The following is a 23,036-nucleotide window of genomic DNA, read 5'->3' on the forward strand; positions in this document are numbered from 1 at the left end:
TTGCGAAATCTATTTTATAATCAATAGCTTGCATAAAATTTGAGCTTGACCAAGCCGGCGCCATTCCCTCTGATGTGGACAGATATCTGATCCGATATATCGCTGAGGATGACATGTCCCGCGTCGAAATCCGTAATCTGCGAAAGACCTATTCGACTCCGGGGGGAAGCCAGGTGGTGGCTCTCCAGGACTTCAGCCTGGACATCGCCACCGGCGAGTTCATCTGCCTGCTCGGCCCGTCGGGCTGCGGCAAGACCACCGCGCTCAACATCGTCGCCGGCCTGCTCAAGCAATCGGGCGGTGAGGTGCGGGTGGACGAGCGCAAGGTCACCGGCCCGGGTCCCGACCGCGCCTATGTGTTCCAGGACTATGCGCTGTTTCCCTGGCTGACGGTGGCCGAGAACGTCGCCTTCGGCCTGGAATCCCAAGGCTGGGAGAAGACCGCGCGGCTTGAGCGGGCGCGCGCGATCCTCGCCGTCATGGGGCTCGACAAGTTCGCCGACGCCCATCCCAAGCAGCTCTCCGGCGGCATGCGCCAGCGCGTCTCCATCGCCCGGGCGCTCGCCGTCAATCCCAAGGTGCTGCTGATGGACGAGCCGTTCGCCGCGCTCGACGCCTTCACCCGCGCCCAGCTCCAGGACGAACTGCTCTCCATCTGGGAGGCGCTCAACAAGACGGTGCTGTTCGTGACCCACAATATCGACGAGGCGGTCCAGCTCGCGGATCGCATCGTCGTCATGACCTCGCGGCCCGGCCGCATGAAGCTGGTGGTGGAGAACGACCTGCCCCGGCCGCGCGACGTGACCTCGCCGGCCTATCTGGAACGCGTCAATCAGGTGCGCGACTCGCTCGGCGAGGAGATGGGCCTCGGCCATCACAAGACCTATCGCGGCCTCGCGGACATTCTCGGCGCCGGCGTGCCGGCTCCGGCGCAGGAAGGAGCCAGCCATGTCGCCAATTGATGCGACCCCCTCCGCCGTCACGGAACGTGGCACCCGTTCCATGATCGACCGCCTGCGCGGCCCGCGCGCCACCCGCTTCGCCCATGCGGCGGTGGGATATCTGTTCCTGGTCGGTGTGATCCTGCTCTGGCACCTCGCGGCCACCAGCGGCATCTATCCGCGCCATCTCCTGCCGACCCCGATGGAAGTGGCGCAGGCGGTCCGCGAAGCGTTCGACGACGGCGATCTGATCCACAATGTGACGCGCTCCCTGGAGCGCCAGGTGGTCGGCTATGTGGCCTCGGTGATCGTGGGCCTGCCGCTCGGCCTCGTGGTCGGCTGGTCCCGCTGGACGCAGAGCGCGCTGCAGACCACCATCCGCATCATCTATCCCATCCCCGGCGTCGCCTGGGTGCCGCTGGCCATCCTGTGGTTCGGGCTCGGCTTCAAGTCGATCATCTTCGCGATCTTCATCACCGCCGTGTTCCCGATCCTGGTGAACACCGCTGCCGGCGTCGCCGCCATCGACGAGCAATATATCCGCGTGGTGAAGGTGTTCGGCACCAAGCCGCTGCGCGCCTTCCTGCGGGTGGTGATCCCGGCCGCCATGCCGTTCATCCTCACCGGCCTGCGGCTCGGCTACGGCACCGGCTGGCGCGTCATCATCTCCGCCGAGATCCTCGCCGCCACCGACGGGCTCGGCTTCATGATCGACAATGCCCGCTGGCAGCTGCGCCCGGACCTCGTCATCGGCGGCATGCTCATCATCGGCATCGTGGGATTGCTGGTGGAGACCGTGTTCTTCGACTGGCTCGAACGCCGCACCATCGGGCGCTGGGGCATGCAGCGGACCGACTGACCCCTCCCTTCCAGAGCAGAACAGGAAAAGCCGACATGACAAGGCACGGATTTTCGTTCCGACCCGGGCGGTTGATCGCTGCCCTTTCGCTATGCGCCGCCACGCTGTTCGGCGTGACGCAGGCAAGCGCCGAGCCCTATCGCCCGCGCATCTTCGCCGGCTATCCCGGCTGGGATCACCTGATGCCCTTCCTCGACGAGGAGCTGGGCATCTGGAAAGCCTATGGCATCGACCCGATCTTCGACAGCGGCTCCTCCCAGCGCGTGAGCCAGGTGCTCCAGACCGGGGAATGGGACGCGGCCTATACCCAGGTCGCCACCGCCCTCACCTATCGCGCACGCGGCCTGCCGATCGTCATCGCCGGCGCCTCCAGCTACGGCTCGGCGACCGTGGTGGCCCGCAAGGACCTCGCTTCCGACAAGGACATCAAGAATTTCGGCATCGTGCGCCAGCTCGATACCATGCATCTGCTGGCGGCCGAGCACATCCTGCCGAGCCACGGCATCGATCCCAAGAGCGTGAAATTCATCCAGGTGCCCCCGCCCGAGGCCGGCATCGCGCTCGAGCGCAAGGACATCGACGCCTATTACGTCTACGAGCCCTATGCTTCGCAGATGATCGAGAAGGGCCAGGCGAAGCTTCTGTGGGACTGGCGCGAGGTGTTCGCGAACGGCCAGATCTACCGCAACGCCCTGGTGCTGAACGAAGACTTCATCAAGGCGCACCCGGAAGAAGCGCGCAAGGTGGTGTGGGCGCACCTCGCCGCGCTCGACATCATCCAGAAGGATCCCAAGCGCGCCGCCGAAGTGCTCGCCCGCCGCGCCAAGACCACCGTGGACGAAGCCATGCTCGGCTACGCCAAGGCGGGCTGGGACCAGCGCACCATTCCCGAGGACTTCCTCAAACTCACCGAGGACGACCTGATCAAGTGGAAGGTGCTGCGGTCTCCGGTCGATCTGAAGGCGGCGGTGGATTTTTCGCTCCAGCAGGGATACCGCCCGCCTGACGCGAAGTGAGCGGATGAATCCGGAGCGAGGACGACCATCATGGGCCTGACGGACGGCGAAAAGCTGCTGCTCGGCAGCATTCCAAGCCGCAAGGATGCGGTGCTGCAAGTGCTGCGCGCCGCCATCATCGAGGGGCGGCTGGGACCCGGCGCGCGCCTCGAGCCCGACCGCATCGCGGCCGACCTCGGATGCAGCCGCATGCCGGTGCGCGAGGCGCTCAAGGTGCTCGAAGTGGAGGGCCTCGTCACCTGCTACCCGTTCCGCGGCACCGAGGTGTCGCAGCTGCGGGCCGAGGAGGTGGCGGAGCTGTTCGCCATGCGCACTGCCCTCGAATGCCTCGCGCTGACGCGGGCGATCCCCAACCTCACCGACCAGGAACTCGCCAAGATGGGCGAGATCCTGGCCACCATGGATGCCCCGCAGGACCGGGAGCGCTGGCGCGAGCTGAACCAGCGCTTCCATTCCATCATCAACGCCGCCAGCGGCTGGCCGCGCCTCGTCGAGCAGATCGACGTGCTGCGCCGGAACGTGGAGCGCTACGTGCGCATCTGGGTCGACAGCGAGGGATATGAGACGCCCCAGCGCCAGCACTGGGCCTTGTACGAAGCCTGCCGCACCCGCGACGTGGGCGCGGCACAACGGGTGCTGACGGAACATTTCCGCGACACCGCAGACATGGTGCAGCGGGTGGCCGCCGAACGCGCGATCGCGTCCCCCACCCTGCCGCATCCCGCCGAGACGCTCTGATTTTTAAAGGACCGAACATGCCGACAGTCGCGGAATGGTTCCTGCGGGGCCTCGCGCTCCATGACGTGGACGCCATCTTCATCAATCCCGGCACCGATACCCCGGCGCTCCAGGAAGCCTATGCCAGCCTGACCCACCAGCAGGTGAAGCTGCCCAAGCTCGTCACCTGCCCGCACGAGGTCATCGCCTGCGCGGCGGCGCAGGGGGCCTATCTCACCACCGGCCGCGCCCAGGTGGCGCTGGTGCATGTGGACGTCGGCACGGCCAATGCCGCCGGCGCGCTCAACGATGCCCGCGCCTCGCAGATCCCGGTGCTGCTGTGCGCCGGCATGTCGCCGTCCGCGCTGGATTCCTCGGTGCCCGGCGGGCGCTCGAAATTCATCAACTGGCACCAGGACGTGCCGGACCAGCATGCGCTGGTGCGCAATTACACCAAATGGACGCAGACCATCGCCGTCCCGGCCGCCATCGGCCCGGCGGTGGACCGCGCGTTCCAGATCGCCAATAGCGAGCCGCAGGGCCCGGTCTATATGGCCTTCCCGCGCGAGACGCTGATGAGCGAGCTGGAGGACGGCGGGCTCGTCGGTCCGGCGCGCATCCGCTCGGTGCGCCAGGGCACGCTGTCGCTGGACGAGGCGGAGGCGATCGTCGAGCGGCTCATCGCCGCCCGCAACCCGCTGCTCGTGACCGCCTATGTCGGACGCACGCCGGAACTGCGGCGCGCCTTCGTGGAGCTGGCGGAACTCACCGGCGCCGGCATCACCGAATATCGCGGCCGCTTCAACGCCCCGCTGGAGCACCCGCAGCACCTGGGCTTCAACCCCGAGCAGCAGGTGGTGGATGCCGACCTGATGGTGGTGGTGGATCACGACGTGCCGTTCGTGCCCGCGGACCTCAAGCTGCAGGACGACGTCCACATCATCCACATCGGCAATGATCCGATCATGCAGCGCTGGACCACCTGGGGCTTTCCCAGCGATACCGTGCACAGCGTGAACGTGGGCCGCGCGCTCGATGCCCTCATCGCCTTCGCCCGCACGCGGCAGGACGATCCGCGCATCGCGGCCCGCAAGGCCGCGCTTGCGGCGCGCCATGACAAGATGGTCGTCGACCGTGACCAGCGCCGCGCGGCGGCGCTTTCCGGCGGCGCCATCTCGCCCATGGAAGTCGGCGCGATCCTCGCGCGCGTCGCCCCCGAGGCGATGGTGATCGAGGAGGCCGTGACCTCCGGCAATCCCTTCGCCTATGGCTTCACGCCGGGCGAGGAGGGCAGCTATTTCCGCAATGGTGGTTCCTATCTGGGCTGGGCGCTCGGCGCATCGTTCGGCGCCCGGCTCGGCGATCCCGACCAGCTCGTGGTCACCGTGGTCGGCGACGGCGCCTTCATGTTCGGCGCCCCGACGCCGGCCCTGTGGGCGGCGCGGCAGAATGGCGTGCCGCTGCTGGTGATCGTGCTGAACAACGAGAGCTACAATTCCGTGGTCCTCGCCTCGCGCCAGGATTTTCCGAACGGCGCGCAGGAGCAGTTCGGCCACGTGGGCAGCCTGCTGCCCCAATCGCCCGCGTTCGAGACCCTGGCGGAAGCGTGCGGCGCCTTCGGGCGGCGCGTCACCCGCATGGAGGATGTGGAGCCGGCGCTTCTTGAGGCGCTCGCGGCGGTCCGCTCGGGCCGCAGCGCGGTGCTCAACATCATGACCGAAGCCTCGCGGCGGCCGCTCTGAGCCCGTCGCCATTCCTGATCGAGGAGAGTGCCATGTTCACCCCCGGTGGAGCGGAACCGCTCGGCCTTTACATCAACGGCGCCTATGAGCCCTCGGCCTCGGGCCGTGTGCTCGATGTGCGCAATCCCAAGAACGGCACCCTGGTCGGCCGGGTGGCGGAGGGCGATGCCGCCGATATCGAGCGTGCGGTGCAGGCGGCGGAAGCCGCCTTCCCCATCTGGTCCGGCCTCACCGGGGCCGAGCGCGGCGACATCATGCATCGCGCCGCGGCGATCCTGAAGGCCCGCCTTCCCGAGATCGTCGGCATCGAGGTGGACCAGATCGGCCGCGCGCGGCGCGAGATGACCGCCCAGCTGGCCCGCCTGCCGGAATGGTTCAGCTATTTCGGTGCCGTCGCCCGCACCCATGAGGATACGGTGCCCCCGTTCGGCGGCAGCTATCTCAATTACACGCGCCGGGTGCCGCTCGGCGTGGTGGGGCATGTCACACCCTGGAACCACCCGCTGCTGATCCTGGTGAAGAAGGTCGCGCCCTCCATGGCCGCCGGCAACACCATGGTGGTCAAGCCGAGCGAGCTGGCGCCCATCACGCCGCTGCTGCTCGCCGAAGTGTTCAAGGAAGCCGGCGTGCCCGACGGCGTCTATAATGTGGTGCCGGGCTTCGGCGGCACCGCCGGCTATGCCCTGACCACCCATCCCCGCATCAAGAAGATCGACCTGACCGGGGGCACGGAGACCGGCAAGGCGGTGGCCGCGCTCGCCGCGCAGAACCTGACAAAGGTTTCCGCCGAGCTCGGCGGCAAGGCCTCGGTGGTCGTGTTCGGCGATACCGATGTGGATCGGGCGGTCTCCGCCACCTTGTTCGCCTCCTTCATCGCCGCCGGCCAGACCTGCGTGCAGGGTGCGCGGCTGGTGGTGCATCGCTCGATCCACGACGCGGTGGTGGAAAAGCTGGTGGCTCGCGCCAATGCGATCCGCATCGGCGATCCCCAGGATCCGGCAACCCAGATGGGCCCCCTGGTCTCCGAGAAGCAGCGGGCGCTGACCGAGCGCTATGTGAACATCGGCCTCGCCGAGGGCGCGACGCTCGCGGCCGGCGGCAAGCGGCCGGAGGGCGCGGCGTTCGACAACGGCTTCTTCTTCACGCCGACCATCTTCACCGACGTCACCAACGACATGCGGATCGCCCAGGAGGAGATCTTCGGGCCGGTGGTGTGCGTGCTGCCGTTCGAGACCGAGGCCGAGGCGATCGCGCTCGCCAACGGCACGATCTTCGGCCTTGCGACCTCCATCTGGACCCGCGACCTCTCCCGCGCCCACCGTGTCGCCCACGCCATGCAGAGCGGCATCGTGTGGATCAACGACCACCACCGCATCGACCCCTCCTCCCCCTGGGGCGGGTTCAAGATGAGCGGCATCGGGCGCGAGAACGGCCTGATCGCCTACCAGGAATACACCCAGATCCAGAACGTGATCGTCAACCTCTCCGATGCGCCGTTCGACTGGTACGCGGAAGACGGTGTCGAAAAGAGGTATTCGTGATGCGTATCGACATCCACAGCCACGTCATTCCCCCGCGCATTCTCGACGCCATCGCCGCCGATCCCAAGGGATTTGCGGCGCGCGTCGAGGGCACGGGCGCGCAGCGGCGGATGGTGCACGAGCAGGGCTATGTCTATCCCCTGTTCGAGGAATTCATCGACCCCGCCGCCAAGCTGAAAGTGATGGACCGCAAGGGGCTCGATCTCTCCATCGTCTCCACCGCCCCGCCCATGTTCTATTATTGGGCCGAGCCGGAGCTGGCGGCCACCGCCGCGCGGCACGTCAATGACGGCATCGCCGAGATGGTCGCGACCGCGCCGGACCGCCTGCGCGGCATGGCGAGCGTGCCCATGCAGCATCCCGAGCTGGCGGTCGCCGAGCTGGAGCGCGCGGTGAAGACCCACGGCTTCCGCGCGGTCGAGATCGGCACCACCATCGAGGGCGTGCAGCTCGCCGACCCGCGCTTCCGCCCGTTCCTGCGCAAGGCCCGGGACCTTGGCGTGCTGGTGTTCATCCACCCCTATTATGTGGGCGCGAAAGCGGGGCTGGAGGCCTATTACCTCACCAATCTCGTGGGCAACCCCGTCGACACCACGGTGTCGCTGGCGAACCTGCTGTTCTCGGGCGCGCTGGATGAACTCGCGGGGCTGAAGCTGCTGGTCGCCCATGGCGGGGGCTATCTGCCCTATCAGATCGGCCGCCTCGTGCACGGGCAGAAGGTGCGCGCCGAACCCAAGGCGCTCACCACCACCTCGCCGCGCGATCTGCTGCGCACGCTCTATTTCGACACCATCCTGTTCGACCCGCAGGCGCTGCGCCATCTGGTGGACGTGGTGGGTGCCGATCACGTGGTGCTCGGCACCGATGCGCCGTTCGATATGGGCGACGAGACCCCGCTGGAGAGCCTCGCCGCCGTGCCCGGCCTTACGGATGCGGAGCGCGAGCGGATCGGCGCCGGCACCGCGCTGGCCTTGCTGGACGGGGCAGCCTGACCCGGCCCGATCCTCGACGTCTGAACGAAAACGCGGCCCCGGTCACAAACCGGGGCCGTTCGCATTACGCGGTGCGCGGTGCACGATCTCCCCGCACCATGCCGACCAGCTTCATGATCACCGGCCAGAACAACATGAGCAGGGCGAGCGTGGTGATGGTGCCCACCAGCCCGTTGGACCAGAACACCCCCATATTGCCACGCGCGCCGATCATGGCCTGGCGGAACGCATCCTCCGCCTTGTCGCCCAGCACCAGGGCGAGCACCATGGGCGCGAGCGGATAGTCCAGCTTCTTGAACACATAGCCCACCACGCCGAACGCCAGCATCAGCCAGATGTCGAACATGGCGTTCTGCACCGCGAACGCGCCCACCGCGCACGACACGATGATCATCGGCGCGATGGTGGCGAACGGCACGCGCAGCACCGCCGCGAACAGCGGCACCGTGGCGAGCACGATGATCAGCCCCGCGATATTGCCGAGATACATGGAGGCGATGAGCCCCCAGACGAAGTCCGCATGCTCGGTGAACAGCAGCGGACCGGGCTGGAGCCCCCACACCATCAGCCCGCCCAGCAGCACCGCCGCCGTGCCGGAGCCGGGAATGCCGAGCGCCAGCATGGGCAGCAGGGCCGAGGTTCCGGCGGCATGGGCGGCAGTCTCGGGCGCCAGCACGCCGTCGATGCGGCCCTGGCCGAAGCCCTCCTTGTCGCGGGCGAAGCGCTTGGCGAGATTGTAGCCCATGAAGGAGGCCGCGATCGCCCCGCCCGGGGTGATGCCGAGCCAGCAGCCAATCGCCGACGAGCGCAGCAACGTCACCCAATAGCGCGGCAGCGTCTTCCAGGTCTCCCACACCACCTTCATGCGGATGACCGCCTTCTGCCCCTTGAAGGCCAGCTGGTCCTCCATGGTGAGCAGGATTTCGCTGATGCCGAACAGGCCGATGACCGCCACCAGGAAATCAAACCCGCGCAGCAGCTCCACCGAGCCATAGGTCATGCGCAGCTGGCCCGAAACCGTATCCATGCCCACCGCCGCCAGCAGGAAGCCGACGATCAGCGAGATGACGATCTTGTGCTTCGCTTCCCGGCCCAGGCCGACGAACGAACAGAAGGTGAGCAGATAGACCGCGAAGAACTCCGGCGGCCCGAACCAGATGGCGAATTCCGCGATGCTCGGCGCAAGAAAGGTGATGAGCAGCACCGCCACCAGCGAACCCACGAACGAGGCGGTGAAGGCCGCCGTGAGCGCCTCCGCCGCCTGCCCTTTCTGCGCCATGGGATAGCCGTCGAACGTGGTCGCCACCGACCAGGCTTCGCCGGGAATATTGAACAGGATGGATGTGATCGCCCCGCCGAACAGCGCGCCCCAATACAGGCAGGAGAGCATCACGATGGCCGAAGTCGGATCCATCGAGAAGGTGAGCGGCAGCAGGATGGCGACGCCGTTTGGCCCGCCGAGCCCCGGCAGCACGCCCACCAGGATGCCGAGCGTGATGCCCACCAGCATCAGCAGCATCTTGTCGAACGTCAGCAGGACTTCGAAACCGTGCATCAGGGAGAGGAGTGCGTCCATGTCGATACTCCTCAGAGACCGAAGGCCGCTTCGAGCGGACCCTTGGGCATCAGGACGGTGAATTGCACGTCGAAGACGTAGAACATGAAGGCCGTGAAGATCGCGGCGGTCAGCAGAGCCTTCCACACCGGCGCCTTGCCGAGCCAGATCATGAAGCCGCTCACCAGGATGAAGCTCGCCACATAGATGCCGAGCACCTGGATCAGCGCGACGAACACAAGGGTCGGCACGAACACCTGCATCACCCGCCGCGCCTGTCCGCGCGTGACGAAGCCGTCCCGTCCGCTGGCGTCGGTGAGGCTGCGGGCCACGCCGACCAGCGAGGCGGCCGCCATGATCATGCAGAGATAGAACGGAAAATAGCCCGCCTCCGGCCCGTCGGGGGCCCAGGCGATGCCGACCTGCCAATTGTCATAGGCCAGCGCGAGCGCCACCAGGAACAGCAGCACCGAAACCGAAAGATCGACGGCGCGGCGGGAGATCACGGCCCGGTCGTCGGCCGCGGGAGAAGAATGAAGGTCGGCGGACATGGCGCGCTCCGCTGAAGAAAAAGGGTGAAGGTTTCCCCGACGGGGAAGCTGGCGATGGCGCGCTCCCGCGAGCGGGCGGCGCGGGGGCGTCCCGTCGCACCGGGTGCGATGGCGCCCTCTCCCGCGTGCGGGAAAGGGCGCGCGCACACCTCAGTGCGAGGCGATGAAGCCGGCCTCGGTCATCAGCGCCTTGTGGCGGGCCTCGTCCTCCTGGAGGAACTTGGTCATGGCCTCGCCCTCGATATAAGCGGCCTTCAACGCCTGGTTCTTCAGGTAATCCTTGTATTCAGGGGTCTGCGCGATCTTGCGGAACAGATCCTGATAGAAGGCGACCTGATCGGGCGTGACCTTGCCCGGCAGGAAGATGCCGCGCAGCATCGTGTAGTCGATGTCGAGCCCGACTTCCTTGCAGGTGGGGATGTCCTTCCACGCCATGTCGGGCGTGACCTTCTCGTCATAGGGCAGGCGGGTGGTGTCGAACAGGCAGAGCGCCCGCACCTGACCGGCCCGCCATTGGGCGACATTCTCGGACGGGTTGTTGACGTTGGCCTCGGTGTGGTTGCCCACCAGCTGGGTCGCCGCCTCGCCGCCGGACTTGTAGGGGATGTAGGCGAACTTCGCGCCCGTCGCCTTCTCGATGGCGGCGGTGAGGATCTGGTCCTCGCGCTTGGAGCCGGTGCCGCCCATACGCAGGGTCTCGGTGCCGGCCTTCTTGGCGGCGGCGGCGAATTCGGCCGTGGTCTTGTAGGGCGAGCCCGAATTCACCCACAGCACGAATTCATCGAGCGCGATGATCGCCACCGGCGTCATGTCCTTCCAGGAGAAGGGCAGTTTCGCGGAAAACGGCAAAGTATAGATCGACGACTGGGCGATGATGAACTTGTAGGGATCGCCCGCGCTCGCCTTCATGTCCATGAGGCCCTCGCCGCCGGAGGCGCCGCCCTTCAGCGAGACCACGGTGGGCACCTTGAGCAGATTGTTCTTCTGCACGGCGGCCTGGATCATGCGCGCCATCTGGTCGGTGGCGCCACCGGCGCCGGCCGGCACGATGATCTCGATGGGCTTGGTGGGCTCCCAGGCAAGGGCGGGGGCGGCGGCGCACAGGCCGCCGGCGAAGATGGCGGCGACGGCACCGCGTTTAAGCTCGGCACTCCACATGGCTTCCTCCTTGGTTTCCGGCGCCTTTGCGGCGCTCGTTCCGGCTTTGGATGGTTCGGTTACGCACTTATTGCGCGGCCTCCTGCGCCTCCTGGTTCTGGTCCACGCCGGCCGCGAGGCTGCGGGAGAGGAGGCGGGCGACATGGATCGCGGAACGTTTGGCGCCGTCCGCGATCTGATGCCGGCAGGAGGTTCCGTCGGCCACGACAATGGTGTCCCCGCCCGCCGCGCGCACCGCCGGCAGAAGCGAGAGTTCCGCCATGGCGAGCGACACGTCGATGGTGTCCGCCCCATAGCCGAACGCACCGGCCATGCCGCAGCAGCTGGATTCGATGGTTTCCACCTTCAGCCCCGGCACGAGGCGGAGCGTCTTTTCCACCGCGCCCATGGCGGCGAACGCCTTCTGGTGGCAATGGCCGTGCAGCAGCGCCGTGCCCTCGATCGCGCCGAGCGGCAGGGCGAGCCGGCCCTGGTCGTGCTCGCGGGCCAGGAACTCCTCGAACAGCAGCGCATGTGCGGCAAGCCTCTCCGCCGCCGGGCTTTTCAGCAGCGCCGGCACCTCGTCGCGGAAGGTGAGCAGGCAGCTCGGCTCCAGTCCTACCACCGGCACGCCGCGCGAGATGAAGGGATCGAGCGCGGCAATCACCCGCTCGGCCTCGGCCTTCGCCAGATCCGGCCGTCCCACGGACAGAAAGGTGCGCCCGCAGCACAAGGGCCGCTCACCGGCCGGCGGCAAGGCGAGATGCACCCGGTAGCCGCCGGCGACGAGCACCTCGAGCGCGGCGTCGAGATTCTCCTTCTCGAACGCCCGGTTGAACGTATCGGCGAACAGCACCACGTCGCGCCCGTCGGGATCGCCGAACATGCCGCCCTTGGGGGCGAACACATCGCGCCGCCAGCGCGGCAAGGTGCGGCGGGCGCTGAAGCCGGTGAGCTTTTCCGACAGCTTCGCCGCGCCCGGCAAGCGATCCCGCAAATTCAGCAGCGGCGCGAGCTTCGCCGCGAGCGGGGCATAATGCGGCAGCCAGCCCACGAGCCGGTCGCGCAGGGAATGGCCGTATTTCGCCGCCCGCGCCGCCAGCACCTCGATCTTCATGCGGGCCATGTCCACGCCCGTCGGGCATTCGCGCCGGCAGCCCTTGCAGGAGACGCACAGCTTCAGCGTCTCGGCCATTTCGTCGGAGGTGAAGGCATCCGAGCCCAATTGGCCGGTGACGGCGAGGCGCAGCGTATTGGCGCGGCCGCGCGTCACGTCCTTCTCGTCGCGGGTGACGCGATAGGAGGGACACATGGTGCCGCCCGCGAGCTTGCGGCAGGCGCCGTTGTTGTTGCACATCTCCACCGCGCCCTGGAACCCGCCGCCGGCGCCAGAATAGGCCGACCAGTCGAGCTGGGTTTCCATGGGCAGGCCGGCATAGCCGGGGCCGTAGCGCATCACGCTGCGATCGTCGAACTTCGGCGCCCGAACGATCTTGCCGGGATTGTAGAGCCCTTGCGGATCGAAGCGGTCCTTCACCTCGGCAAAAGCGTTCACGAGGCGCGTGCCGAACATGGTCTCGTGGAATTCCGAGCGCACGATGCCGTCGCCATGCTCGCCGGAATGGGACCCCTTGTAGGATTTCACCAGCGCAAACGCCTCCTCGGCGATCGCGCGCATGGCTTTCAAATCCTTATCCTGGCGCAGGTTGAGCACCGGGCGTACATGCAGGCAGCCTTCCGAGGCGTGGGCATACCAGGTGCCGCGCGTGCCGTGCTTCTCGAACACTTGCGTGAGTTGGTTCGTGTATTCGGCGAGATGCTCCAGCGGCACGGCGCAATCCTCCACGAAGGACACCGGCTTACCCGCTTCCTTCATGGACATCATGATGTTGAGGCCGGACGTGCGCACATCGGCGATGGCCGCCTGGAGCGCCGGGTTCAGCACATCCACCACCCCGCCCCATTTGGCGCCGGTGCGGTCCCAGCCGAAGCCGAGATCGCCCATCATTTGGTGCAGGCGCTCCAGGCGCAGGGCGTTTTCCTCCTCGGTTTCGGCGAACTCCACCAGCAGGATCGCTTCCGGCGTGCCGCGCACGAACTGGCGCAGCGTCGGGCGGAACATGGCGATGTCGGAAGCGAGCGCGAGCAAGGTGGAATCCACCAATTCCACCGCGATGGGCTTCAGCTTCACCAGATGCTGGGCCGCGTCCATCGCCTCGTAGAAGCTGCCGAAATGGCACGCGCCGAGCGCCCGCTTGCCGAGCACGGGCCAGAGCTTCAATTCGATGCGGGTGGAGAAGGCGAGCGTGCCTTCCGAGCCCACCAGCAGATGGGCAAGGTTCAGCGGCTTGCCGGGCAGCAGGGCATCGAGATTATAGCCGCCGACGCGGCGCTGGACCTTGGGAAAGCGGGCCGCGACCTCGTCCGCCTCGCGGGCGCCGAGCGCCAACAGATCCTGGGCCAGGGGAAGCAGCGGCGAGCCGGTCTCGATCTCGTGCAGATTGGGGGAGACGGCGCCGAAATGCGCGGGCGTTCCATCCGCTAGCACGGCGTCGAGCGAGATCACATTGTCCCGCATGGTGCCGTAGCGCAGCGAGCGGCCGCCGCAGGAATTATTGCCCGCCATGCCGCCGATGGTGGCGCGCGAGGCCGTGGAGACATCCACCGGGAACCACAGGCCGTGCGGCTTCAGTTGGCGATTCAGCTCATCCAGCACGATGCCCGGCTCGACCACGCAGCGTCGCCCCTCCACGTCGAGGTCGAGGATGCGCGTCAAATGCTTGGAGCAATCCACCACCAGCGCATCGTTGAGCGTCTGGCCGCATTGGGAGGTGCCGCCGCCGCGCGGCAAGACGCGGGCGCCCTCTTCCCGCGCAAGGGCAATGGCGCGCTCGGCCTCGTCCACCGAGCGGGGCACGACCACGCCCACGGGCATCATCTGGTAGACCGAGGCGTCCGTGGCATAGCGGCCGCGGCTGAAGCGATCGAACAGCACGTCGCCGGTGGTCTCGGCGCGCAGCCGACGTTCCAGCCCGGGCATCAGACGTGCCGCCATCCTCGCTTCTCCCACCCTGGCGCCTTCGGTTCCGGTCTCATCGCCGGACTTGAAACTGATTTTGCATTCATAATTCATTTCATGCAAGATGCGTTTCGCGCGCTGCCGTCGCCGCGCCGCGTCCGGCTTCCGGCCGGCGCCGGTCGACGAGGGCCAATGGCCTGAAACAGCGCGCTAAATCGCGGCGGGATTTTTCCGGTCGCCAAACGATCCAAGGGGAGCCAAACCCGATGGCCAGCAATTCCGCCCGCGTCGCGGGGCGCCATTTCCTGCAGATTCCCGGCCCCACGCCGGTGCCCGACCGCATCATGCGGGCCATGGACATGCCCGTGATCGACCATCGCGGACCGGATTTCCAGAAGCTCGGGCGCCGGGTGCTGGACGGCATCAAGACCATCTTCCGCACCAGCAGCCCGGTCATCATCTACCCCGCCTCCGGCACGGGGGCGTGGGAAGCGGCGCTGGTGAATACGCTCTCCGCCGGCGACAAGGTGCTGATGTTCGAGACCGGGCATTTCGCGACCCTGTGGAAGAACATGGCACTGAAGATCGGCATCCAGCCGGAATTCATCGCCTCCGACTGGCGCATCGGCGCGGATGCCGCCGCCATCGAGGCGCGGCTGCGCGAGGACAAGGCCCACGAGATCAAGGCCGTGTGCGTGGTGCACAACGAGACCTCCACCGGCTGCATCACCCTGGTGCCGGAGATCCGCCGCGCCATTGATGCCGCCGGCCATCCCGCCCTGCTGATGGTCGACACCATCTCTTCCCTCGCTTCGATTGATTATCGCCACGACGAATGGGGCGTGGACGTCACGGTGGCGGGCTCGCAGAAGGGGCTGATGCTGCCGCCCGGCCTCTCCTTCACCGCCGTGAGCGAGAAGGCGCTGGCCGCCACCAAGTCCTCCAAGCTGCCCAAGCTGTTCTGGGCGTGGGAGGAGATGCTGGGGCCCAACCGCAACGGCTTCTTCCCCTATACGCCGGGCACCACGCTGCTCTACGGCCTCGCCGAGGCCATCGACATGCTGCACGAGGAGGGGCTGGAGAATGTCTTCGCCCGCCACGACCGCCATGCCGAAGCCACCCGCCGCGCCGTGCGCGCCTGGGGGCTGGAGGTCCTGTGCCGCGAGGCGAAATATTATTCCTCGTCCCTGACCGCCGTGCTGGTGCCGGAAGGCCATGACGCCGACCGCTTCCGCCAGGTGGCGCTGGAGCATTTCGACATCTCGCTCGGCACCGGCCTCACCAAGCTCCAGGGCCGGGTGTTCCGCATCGGCCATCTGGGCGATACCAATGACCTGACCATCCTGGGCGCGCTGGCGGGCGTGGAGATGGGCCTGGAGCTCGCCGGCATCCCCCATCGCAAGGGCGGCGTGCAGGCGGCCATGGACTATCTCGCCGCCGCCGCGCGCCACCAGGTGCCGGTCGCTGCCGAATAGCGCGCATCACCCCGGCGCGGGACCCCTTGCATTCCGCGCCGGACCGGGACACTTCTCCTAAGGAGAGGACGCGTTCCATGCCCGAGAAGGCCATCATTACCCGGCGCAGCCTGCACGGCGAACTCGTACCGCTGCTGCGCGACATGATCCTCGGCGACGAATTGCAGCCGGGCGACAAGATCCCGGAACTGGCGCTCTGCGCCCGCTTCGGGGTTTCGCGCACGCCTTTGCGCGAGGCGCTGAAGGTGCTCGCGGCCGAGGGGCTGCTGGTGCTCACGCCCAATCGCGGCGCCATGGTCGCGTGCATCTCGAACGAGGAAATCGACGCCTATTTCCCCATCATGGGCGCGCTCGAAGCGCTCGCCGGGGAAATCGCCTGCGCCCGCATCACCAAGGCGCAATTCGCCAAGCTGAAGGCCATGCACGATGCCATGGTCGCCCATTACCAGGCGAGTGAGGTTGCGCCCTATCTCAACCTCAACAAGGCGATCCATGCCGCCTTCTTCGAGATCGCCGACAATGCGCCGCTGACCCAGCTCTATAACAATCTGATGGTGCGCATCCATGCGGTGCGGTTCGTCGCGAAGAAGTCGCCCGCCCGCTGGCGCGAGGCGGTGGACGACCATGAACGCATGATGGAAGCGCTGGCGGAGCGCGACGGCCCCCGGCTCGGCAGCATCCTGCGCGACCACCTGCGCCACAAGGCCGGCATGGTCCACGAATCGCTCGCCGGCCTCGATGCCAAGGAACACCCCGCGCCGCGCGGTGCGGGAAAGCGCGCGGCGGCCAAGGGTACCGCCAGCGCGGTCGGCGCGGATGCGGACGAAAGCGAACCGCCTGCCAAGCCGGCGCGCGGCAAGGCCGCATCCCGCGTGCCGCGCACGAAGGCCGGGACCGTCCCGGCCTCCTGACTATCCTTCCGCCGGGACCGGGCGCCGCGTCGCGTACAGCGCCGGCCGGCGGTCTTCCTGATAGGGATTTTCCGCCCGCGCCGCCGCATAGGCGCCGGGCACGATGCGCGCCATGAGCAGGGCCTCAGCCTCTCCCGCCCGCGCCAGATCCTCCCCGTCCGGCGCCGCGATCACTGAGCAGCCCTGATAGGTCAGCCCACGCTCGCTGCCGCAGAGGTCCGCATAGGCGATGAAGACGTGGTTCTCCAGCGCCCGCGCCGGCACGAGGCTGAGCGCGATGCGCCGGCAGGAGGGGGTGGCGGCGAGCGCGGTCGGGACCACCACCAGGTCCGCGCCGGCGAGGGCGAGCCCCTGCACCATCTCGGGAAATTCCACGTCGTAGCAAATAAGGAACCCCACCTTCAGCCCGGCGATTTCGACGAGGTCGGGCAGGGCGTTCGAGGGCGTGAAGGCCGCCCTCTCGTCCGGCCCGTAAAGATGGCATTTGCGATAGACCACGGTGCCGCCGTCCGGCCGCGCAAGGACGAGGCTGTTATAGATCGCCCCGTCCGCCCGCTCGGGAAACCCCGCCACCAGCGCCAGCCCGGCGCGCGCGGCAATCTCGCCCAGGCGGGCCACCAGCGGGCCGTCGCGCGGCTCGGCGAGGCGGGCGATGTCGGCGCCGATATTGTACCCCGTGACGCCCATTTCCGGCGTCACCAGCAGATCGCAGCCGAAGGCCCCCGCCGCCATGGCCGCCTGCGCGATGCGGGCGAGATTGGCGGCCGGATCGGCGGCGACCGGCGTCATCTGCAATAAAGCGATCAGCATGGACGCTCCGTCGGATGCGTGTTCGGGGAGGAAATGGTGCTCAGGCCGCAACCGGCCGCACGCCCAGGAAATGAAGGATGAACTCGCGCAATTCCTCAATGTCGGCGGCGATGCGGTCATCGCCACGGCTGGCGGAAGCATGGAAGATGCCATCGAGATGCAGGCCGATCAGCCGGGCCATCTTGCTCGTGTCCACGGGCCGATAGAGGCCGGCGGCGATGCCCCGCGCCAGGGTCTCTTCCACCAGGACGCGCTCGTCGCGATAGAAATCCGCGATCAATTGGTCGACCTGCGCATCACGGGCGTTCAAGGCCGCATAATCGGCCATGATCTTCACCATGCGCGTGACCGTGGGCGCGATCTCGATCTGGATATCGAGCCAAGCGCCGATATCGGAGAGCGGGTCCGTGTCGCGCGCCCCGCGCCGCGCCTCGTAGCCGGCCATGATCTGGTTCAGCGCGTGGGCGAGCACGCTGCGGAACAGGTGATCCTTGTTCTCGAAATAATGGTAGATCAGCCCGACATTGATCCCGCAGGCCAGCGCGATATCTCGCACCGTGACGATGCTGTAGTGGGAGGTGCCGAAGAGTTTCAGCGCTTCATCCAGGATCAGTTCGGACCGCTTGGCCGGATCGAGGCGCTGGCGCACCGCCTTCACATTCATAGAAACTCTCCCTTCGGGCGTAGCATCGCACGCCCCGCCTGACGCGGCCACTTGGGGTTATCCCGTAGGTCATAGGGCGAAAACCCCGGTCTCGCTGCTGATATCGCAGGCATCGCCGGCTTTCCATTGCACAAGATAGGGCCTTTCGCGCCTTATGCCGTAAGGTTTTGCATAAATGTTGTGCGGCGCAAAAATCTCTCTTGCAGGTGCGTATTAAACACTCGCTTAATAAGCGTCGTCTTGTCGCATTCGACCGTCGGAGTTCGCTTATGAACCGCTTTTTACGCGCCGTGGTCCTGCTCTCCCTCCTCAGCTGCGCCCTCTTTGCCACCGGCGCGAATCGCGCCGAGGCCGCCGAGAAGAAATCCTTCAAGATGGGTTATTCCATCTATGTCGGCTTCATGCCGCTCGCCTACATGAAGCAATCCGGAATTCTCAAGAAGTGGGCCGACAAATACGGCATTGATATCGACCTTGTTCTGGTCAACGACTATGTCGGCTCCATCAATCAGTTCATCGCTGGCGACCTCGACGGGGTCGGCGTGGCCGGCATGGACGGGCTCACCATGCCGGCCGCCGGCGGGGTGGATACGTCCATCTTCCTCATCACGGATTTCTCGAACGGCAACGATGCGTTGCTGTCGAAATCCGCCAAGTCGGTGGCGGACCTGAAAGGCCAGGACGTCTATCTGCTCGAATTCAGCGTCTCCCATTATCTGCTCGACCGCGCGCTGGTGATGAACGGCCTGCATGGCGTCGGCGCGGTGAAGACCATCAATATCTCGGATGCCGACATCGCCTCCGCCTATCTCACCAAGCCGGAACTGAAGAACGCCGTCTCCTGGAAGCCGATGACCGCCGACATGCTCGCCGGCAGCAAGGACACCAAGATTCTGTTCGACAGCTCCAAGATCCCTGGCGAGATCATGGACGTGTTCATCGGCAAGACCGAGGTGCTGAAGGACAATCCGAGCTTCGCCAAGGCCATTACCGGCGCCTGGTATGAGGCGCTCGCGACGCTGAAGGCCGGCGGCGATGCGGCAAAGCCCATCAATGAAATCATGGCCAGCGCCATGGGCACGGACGTCCCGGGCCTGCAGTCGCAGGTGGAGACCACCCACTTCTTCTACACGCCCGCCGAGGCGGCGAGCTTCCTCACCGCCGCCAGCACCAAGAAGGCGTGGGACTATATCCGCACCTTCTGCTTCGATCGCGGCCTGTTCGGCCAGGGCGCGAGCAGCGTGGATGCCATCGGCATCATGATGCCCGACGGCAGCGTGCTCGGCGATGCGAAGAACGTGAAGATGCGCGTCAACGCCTCGTTCGCCCAGGCGGCGGCCGACGGCAAGCTCTGACACCCCAGCGAGAGAAGGGAGGGCTGATCCTTGCGACGCATCATCAATTATCCGCCCGCGCGCGGGCAGAAGCTGATCCTGGGCATCCTTCCCTTCATCGCCATCCTGCTGATTTATCTGATGGCCTCAGAGGCCCGCCTCGCGGCCAATCCGGGGGACAAGCTCATCCCCGGCTTCGCGTCCTTCTATGCCGCCATGGAGCGCCTGATGGCGCAGCCGGATCGGTCCAGTGGGCAATACCTGTTCTGGTTCGACACCTATCTCAGCCTCTGGCGGCTGTGCGTCGGGCTCGGCATCTCGGCCCTGTTGGGCTGCGTGCTCGGCATCCTGATCGGCTTCATCCCCCATCTGCGCGCCATGTTCGAGCCGGTTCTGGCCGCGCTCTCCCTGGTGCCGCCGCTGGCGGTGCTGCCGATCCTGTTCATCATCTTCGGCCTCGGCGAAGTGTCGAAGATCGTGCTGATCGTGTTCGGCGTCGCTCCGTTCCTGATCCGCGATGTGGTGCTGCGGGTGGAGAGCCTGCCGCGCGAGCAGATCATCAAGGCGCAGACGCTCGGCGGTTCCACCTGGCAGATGATGACCCATGTGGTGCTGCCGCAGGTGATGCCGAACCTCATCAATTCGGTCCGCCTCTCGCTTGGCGCCACCTGGCTGTTCGTGATCGCGGCGGAAGCCATCACGGCGGAAGGCGGGCTGGGCTATCGCATCTTCCTGGTGCGCCGCTATCTCGCGATGGACGTCATCCTGCCGTACGTCGCCTGGATCACCCTGCTGGCCTTCCTGATGGATTACGGCCTGCGCCGCCTCAACACCCGTGCCTTTCCCTGGGCCGCGCTGAAGGAGAGCTGAGGTGACGGCGATCAAGATCGACAAGGTCTGGAAGGAATACGGCGACACCATCGTGCTGGAAAACATCAGCCTGGAGCTGCCGGACCACGAGTTCCTGGTGATCATCGGGCCGAGCGGTGTCGGCAAGACCACCTTGCTGCGCCTGCTGCTGAGCCAGGAGACCCCGACGCGCGGGGAGATCCTGATCGACGGCAAGCCGATCGCCAGCGAGCCGACCGCCGATCGCGGCGTGGTGTTCCAGCGCTACTCGGTGTTTCCCCACAAGACCGTGCTGGGCAATGTGATGCTCGGCCCGCAATGGGCGCAGGCGCCCGTGCTCGGCCGGCTGTTCGGCCGCAAGCACCGCGAGCTGAAGACGCACGCCCTTGCGCTGCTTGAGCGCGTGGGACTCGGCGCGGCGGCGGACAAATATCCCCAGCAGCTCTCCGGCGGCATGCAGCAGCGCCTGGCCATCGCCCAGGCGTTGATCATGGAGCCCAAGGTGCTGCTGCTGGACGAGCCGTTCGGCGCGCTCGATCCCGGCACGCGCAAGGCGATGCACGTGCTGGTGCGCGACCTATGGGAAGAGCACGCCATGACCATCGTGATGGTCACCCACGATCTCGCCGAGGCGTTCGCCCTCGGCACCCGCGTGATCGCCGTGGACCGTCCGCGCCGTGATCCCCAGGCGCCCGGGCGCTATGGGGCGACGATCACCTCCGATTTCGAAGCCAAGTGCCGGATCGTCCGCGAATCCGAGCGCTTCGAAGCCGCCCGCGCCAAGGCGCGGCAGGACCACGGCCAGAGCGGGGCCTCGCCTCCGTCGGCGGCGGTGATCCACCCCTTCCCCCTCAAGGCCGGCGCCGCCTAACAGCCTCGCCCGCCTTCAACATCAAACGCCTCGGAGCACGCCTCATGGTCGCGCAACCCTTTCACTTGGCCTGGTTCATGAACTTCACGCCCGACGAATGGCGCGAGCCGTTCGGCAATGGCGGGTATCCCTGGGACGGCCGTTTCTACATGGAAATGGCGCAGACGCTGGAGCGCGCCTGCTTCGACTACATCATGATCGAAGACAAGCTCATGGTGCCGGAGACCTTCGGCGGCTCGCGCGACTTCGCGCTGAAGAACGCCATGATGGTGCCGAAGCACGACCCCGCCCCCCTCGCCACCGCCATGGGCATGGCCACCAGCCGCCTCGGCGTGGTCGCCACCATGTCCACCCTCGCCTATCCGCCCTATCTGCTGGCGCGGCTGTGCTCCACCATCGACAGCCTGACGCGGGGGCGCTTCGGCTGGAACATCGTCACCTCGGCGGAAGATCTCGCCGCGCAGAATTTCGGTTTGGACAAGCTGCCGCTGCGCGAAACCCGCTACGAGATGGCGGACGAATACATGGAAGTGGTCAGCAAGCTGTTCGACAGCTGGGATAGCGACGCCGTCGTGCTCGACCGGGAGAACGGCATCTATGCCGATCCCTCCAAGGTTCGCACCATCGACCACAAGGGCAAGTATTTCCAGGTGCGCGGCCCGCTCAACACGGTGCCCTCGCCCCAGGGGCGGCCGGTCTATGTGCAGGCCGGCGCCTCGCCGCGCGGCCGCGACTTCGCGGCGCTCCACGCGGATTCCATCATCTCGGTCGCCAGCGGCGTCGCGGAGATGAAGAAATTCCGCGACGACATTCGCGCCCGCGCCGTAAAGCTCGGCCGCGATCCCAACGCCATCAAGGTGCTGTTCTGCATCACCCCGACGCTGGGCGAGACCGAGGAGGAAGCAAAGGCGAAGTATCAGCGCCTGGTGTCCTCGCCCCATTTCATCAACGACACCTTGTCCTCGCTCTCCGCCATCACCGAGATCGACTTCTCCAAATACGACGTGGACAAGCCCCTGCCGGAAAAGCTCGTCACCAATGGCGAGTCGGGCACGCTCGACAAGTTCCAGCAATGGGGCTCGGGCAAGACCGTGCGCGAGCTGGTGGTGGATGGCGGCGGCGGCCTCGTCTCCTCGGTGGAGCTGATCGGCACGCCCGACCAGGTGGCGGACCGCATGGGCGAGGTGATGGAAGAAGTGGGCGGCGACGGCTTCCTCATCACAACGCCGGTGCTGCGCGTCTCGCGCCGCTACATCATGGAGGTGGCCGACGGCCTCGTTCCCGCGCTCCAGCGCCGGGGCCTGACCCGCACCGCCTATACCCACGAGAAGCTGCGCGACAATCTGCTGGAATTCTGACGACCCGGCGGCGGCCGTGTCGCCGCCGCCCCCATCTTGGAGAGAGGCACATGAGCGAAGCATCGCACCCCGGGGTCATCGGCCCGGATGGTCTCGACATCTTGTTCCGCACCGCGCGATCCCACAATAAATGGCGCGACGGCACGGTTTCCGACGAAACGCTGGTCGAACTCTACGACCTGCTGAAGATGGGCCCCACCTCGGCCAATTGCTCACCCGGCCGCTTCGTCTTCGTGCGCACGCCAGAGGGCAAGGAAAAGCTGCGCCCGGCGCTCTCCAAGGGCAATCTCGACAAGACCATGGCCGCCCCGGTCACCGTGATCGTGGCGCGGGACGAAGCTTTCTACGACCATTTGCCCAAGCTGTTTCCCCACGCCGACGCCAAATCCTGGTTCACCTCAAGCCCGGACGCGGCACGCGAGACGGCCTTTCTGAATGGCACCTTGCAGGGCGCTTATCTGATCCTCGCTGCCCGCGCGCTGGGGCTTGATGCCGGCCCCATGGGCGGCTTCGACAAGGCCAAGGTTGACGCGGCCTTTTTCGCGGGAACGACCTGGAAAGCGAATTTCCTGGTCAATCTCGGCCATGGCGACCCGTCCGGCGTGTTCGGCCGGTTGCCGCGCTTTGATTTCGCGGAAGCCTGCGTGCTGGCATGAGCCCGGCCGCGCCTTCCGCCAACCCCCGCCATCCTGGA

20 protein-coding genes are annotated in these 23,036 nt (G+C 66.7%); 14 read left to right on the forward strand and 6 right to left on the reverse strand.

Going from position 1 to position 23,036, the window contains the following annotated elements; all coding sequences use genetic code 11:
- Window positions 1-113 precede the first annotated feature (113 nt).
- Genes V5F78_RS20465 through V5F78_RS20495 form a run of 7 tightly spaced genes read left to right on the forward strand, consistent with a single transcriptional unit; the run spans window position 114 to window position 7,808 of the window.
- Window positions 114-962 carry an ABC transporter ATP-binding protein gene (locus V5F78_RS20465; protein ID WP_394070645.1) on the forward strand — a complete coding sequence of 283 codons (849 nt, stop codon included), beginning with the start codon at window positions 114-116 and terminating at the stop codon, window positions 960-962.
- Complete coding sequence (locus tag V5F78_RS20470) at window positions 949-1,800, forward strand: ABC transporter permease (RefSeq protein ID WP_394070647.1); 852 nt, start codon at window positions 949-951, stop codon at window positions 1,798-1,800. Before V5F78_RS20465 ends, V5F78_RS20470 begins: the two co-directional genes overlap by 14 nt.
- A gap of 35 nt (window positions 1,801-1,835) precedes the next feature.
- Window positions 1,836-2,816, forward strand: a complete 981-nt coding sequence (locus V5F78_RS20475; protein ID WP_394070649.1) for an ABC transporter substrate-binding protein — start codon at window positions 1,836-1,838, stop codon at window positions 2,814-2,816.
- A gap of 30 nt (window positions 2,817-2,846) precedes the next feature.
- Window positions 2,847-3,554, forward strand: a complete 708-nt coding sequence (locus tag V5F78_RS20480) for a GntR family transcriptional regulator (protein ID WP_394070651.1) — start codon at window positions 2,847-2,849, stop codon at window positions 3,552-3,554.
- A gap of 17 nt (window positions 3,555-3,571) precedes the next feature.
- Window positions 3,572-5,275 carry a thiamine pyrophosphate-requiring protein gene (locus tag V5F78_RS20485; protein ID WP_394070653.1) on the forward strand — a complete coding sequence of 568 codons (1,704 nt, stop codon included), beginning with the start codon at window positions 3,572-3,574 and terminating at the stop codon, window positions 5,273-5,275.
- 32 nt (window positions 5,276-5,307) lie between these two features.
- Entirely contained in the window at window positions 5,308-6,816 is a 1,509-nt protein-coding gene (locus tag V5F78_RS20490) for an aldehyde dehydrogenase (RefSeq protein WP_394070655.1), read from the forward strand.
- Window positions 6,816-7,808, forward strand: coding sequence for an amidohydrolase family protein (locus tag V5F78_RS20495; protein WP_394070657.1), 993 nt, complete (start codon window positions 6,816-6,818; stop codon window positions 7,806-7,808). The genes V5F78_RS20490 and V5F78_RS20495 overlap by 1 nt, the downstream gene beginning before the upstream one ends.
- Before the next feature lie 64 nt (window positions 7,809-7,872).
- Here the strand turns inward: V5F78_RS20495 and V5F78_RS20500 are convergent, their stop codons facing one another.
- From V5F78_RS20500 to V5F78_RS20515, 4 genes are all read right to left on the reverse strand, one after another.
- Window positions 7,873-9,384 carry a tripartite tricarboxylate transporter permease gene (locus V5F78_RS20500; protein WP_348845699.1) on the reverse strand — a complete coding sequence of 504 codons (1,512 nt, stop codon included), beginning with the start codon at window positions 9,382-9,384 and terminating at the stop codon, window positions 7,873-7,875.
- An 11-nt stretch (window positions 9,385-9,395) separates the two neighbouring features.
- Window positions 9,396-9,914 (reverse strand): tripartite tricarboxylate transporter TctB family protein, encoded by a 519-nt coding sequence (locus V5F78_RS20505; RefSeq protein ID WP_394070659.1) that lies wholly within the window; start codon window positions 9,912-9,914, stop codon window positions 9,396-9,398.
- 150 nt (window positions 9,915-10,064) lie between these two features.
- Entirely contained in the window at window positions 10,065-11,072 is a 1,008-nt protein-coding gene (locus V5F78_RS20510; protein ID WP_394070661.1) for a Bug family tripartite tricarboxylate transporter substrate binding protein, read from the reverse strand.
- Window positions 11,073-11,139: 67 nt separating this feature from the next.
- A complete protein-coding gene (locus tag V5F78_RS20515) occupies window positions 11,140-14,106 on the reverse strand; it encodes an FAD-binding and (Fe-S)-binding domain-containing protein (RefSeq protein WP_394070663.1) in 2,967 nt (988 codons plus the stop codon).
- Between the two features lie 230 nt (window positions 14,107-14,336).
- On the opposite strand from V5F78_RS20515, the gene V5F78_RS20520 reads away from it, so the two are divergent.
- Both V5F78_RS20520 and V5F78_RS20525 read left to right on the forward strand, forming a co-directional pair.
- Window positions 14,337-15,545: a pyridoxal-phosphate-dependent aminotransferase family protein gene (locus V5F78_RS20520; protein WP_394070664.1), complete on the forward strand. Its 1,209-nt coding sequence runs from the start codon at window positions 14,337-14,339 to the stop codon at window positions 15,543-15,545.
- A gap of 77 nt (window positions 15,546-15,622) precedes the next feature.
- Complete coding sequence (locus V5F78_RS20525) at window positions 15,623-16,456, forward strand: GntR family transcriptional regulator (protein ID WP_394070666.1); 834 nt, start codon at window positions 15,623-15,625, stop codon at window positions 16,454-16,456.
- Here V5F78_RS20525 and V5F78_RS20530 read toward each other — a convergent pair whose 3' ends face one another.
- Together V5F78_RS20530 and V5F78_RS20535 are read right to left on the reverse strand one after the other, a co-directional pair.
- A complete protein-coding gene (locus tag V5F78_RS20530; protein ID WP_394070667.1) occupies window positions 16,457-17,266 on the reverse strand; it encodes a carbon-nitrogen hydrolase family protein in 810 nt (269 codons plus the stop codon).
- 40 nt (window positions 17,267-17,306) lie between these two features.
- Window positions 17,307-17,930, reverse strand: coding sequence for a TetR/AcrR family transcriptional regulator (locus tag V5F78_RS20535; RefSeq protein WP_394070669.1), 624 nt, complete (start codon window positions 17,928-17,930; stop codon window positions 17,307-17,309).
- Between the two features lie 269 nt (window positions 17,931-18,199).
- Between V5F78_RS20535 and V5F78_RS20540 the strand changes: the two genes are divergently transcribed.
- The 5 genes from V5F78_RS20540 to V5F78_RS20560 are packed head-to-tail and all read left to right on the forward strand — an operon-like array spanning window position 18,200 to window position 22,998.
- Window positions 18,200-19,285: a putative urea ABC transporter substrate-binding protein gene (locus tag V5F78_RS20540; protein ID WP_394070671.1), complete on the forward strand. Its 1,086-nt coding sequence runs from the start codon at window positions 18,200-18,202 to the stop codon at window positions 19,283-19,285.
- 30 nt (window positions 19,286-19,315) lie between these two features.
- Window positions 19,316-20,134, forward strand: coding sequence for an ABC transporter permease (locus V5F78_RS20545; protein ID WP_394070673.1), 819 nt, complete (start codon window positions 19,316-19,318; stop codon window positions 20,132-20,134).
- A gap of 1 nt (window position 20,135) precedes the next feature.
- Window positions 20,136-20,984 carry an ABC transporter ATP-binding protein gene (locus V5F78_RS20550; protein ID WP_394070675.1) on the forward strand — a complete coding sequence of 283 codons (849 nt, stop codon included), beginning with the start codon at window positions 20,136-20,138 and terminating at the stop codon, window positions 20,982-20,984.
- A gap of 44 nt (window positions 20,985-21,028) precedes the next feature.
- Complete coding sequence (locus tag V5F78_RS20555) at window positions 21,029-22,342, forward strand: NtaA/DmoA family FMN-dependent monooxygenase (protein ID WP_394070677.1); 1,314 nt, start codon at window positions 21,029-21,031, stop codon at window positions 22,340-22,342.
- A gap of 50 nt (window positions 22,343-22,392) precedes the next feature.
- Complete coding sequence (locus V5F78_RS20560) at window positions 22,393-22,998, forward strand: malonic semialdehyde reductase (protein ID WP_394070679.1); 606 nt, start codon at window positions 22,393-22,395, stop codon at window positions 22,996-22,998.
- Window positions 22,999-23,036: the final 38 nt, after the last annotated feature.

The organism is Roseixanthobacter glucoisosaccharinicivorans (assembly GCF_043195095.2).
Classification (GTDB): domain Bacteria; phylum Pseudomonadota; class Alphaproteobacteria; order Rhizobiales; family Xanthobacteraceae; genus NCEH01.